Here is an 803-nt window from a genome sequence, read left to right on the forward strand (position 1 = left end):
TGCAATGGTACACTCCCAAGACCACCTATGGCTTGGGTGGTTTGAGCACTTAACGGGGCAATACGAGGTCCTCCATAAACATTACCACCCGCCCCTGTATTATACAGATGATACGCATCACTACCCCCACGCTTAAATACATTCTCCAACCAAGCAGGGGGGGCGCTTGTCTGTACCTGCTTTTGTTCTGTTGTTGCTGGTGTCTTGCTCCCCATTTCACAATTCCTTCCTGTAATAAAGCATATCTATGCTGTAACCTTGCTTGTCCAATGCACGTTTCCAACCCAAACGACCCAAGATCTCCATTTCAAAAGCGCCATTCTCACGCGCCCAATCCTCTGCAACTTGCAAATTGTCAACCAAATCAAGAACACCCTTGCCACTACATTCACAAATCAGAGCGCGCTTCTTTCCTAAAACTGTCTGTTGTATCTGGGTCGTGACTGCTGCTAAAAAGCGCTCTTCATCATCCAAAACAAGCCATAACTGTTTCTTACCCGTGCAAATAGATTCAATGAGTTCTTGCAACGTAATTTCATGTTTAAAACGCTCTACATACTCTCTAAAAGATGCAATGATGTCTTCAAGATAAAGGGCTATACGCTCCATATCCCAAGACGTGGTCAAAAAGACTTTTGCCATTACCCTCTGCCAAAAGGACGTAAATCCACATTAAAACCCGTAATCATCGTCCAAGGTTCATTCTTAGGAATGCGCAATTTAAAGCGGTGATAACGATTGCGTGAACGCCCATGATAAGCGCCCGTGACATAAGAACACACCCTTTCCTTATGCCATGTGAT

1 protein-coding gene and 1 pseudogene are annotated in these 803 nt (G+C 44.7%); both read right to left on the bottom strand.

What is annotated here, in order from left to right; genetic code table 11:
- Positions 1-215, bottom strand: a pseudogene (locus ACFIKG_RS09580) (hypothetical protein); the annotation flags it as partial.
- A gap of 1 nt (position 216) precedes the next feature.
- Entirely contained in the window at positions 217-642 is a 426-nt protein-coding gene (locus tag ACFIKG_RS09585) for a hypothetical protein (protein WP_375652229.1), read from the bottom strand.
- Positions 643-803: the final 161 nt, after the last annotated feature.

Source organism: Bartonella sp. LB28NMGDW (assembly GCF_042194435.1).
In the GTDB taxonomy this organism is placed as follows: Bacteria; Pseudomonadota; Alphaproteobacteria; order Rhizobiales; family Rhizobiaceae; genus Bartonella; species Bartonella grahamii.

Bases quoted from the DNA above. Each gene is read 5' to 3' on its own strand.
- ACFIKG_RS09585 (WP_375652229.1), bottom strand. From the start codon at position 642: ATGGCAAAAGTCTTTTTGACCACGTCTTGGGATATGGAGCGTATAGCC.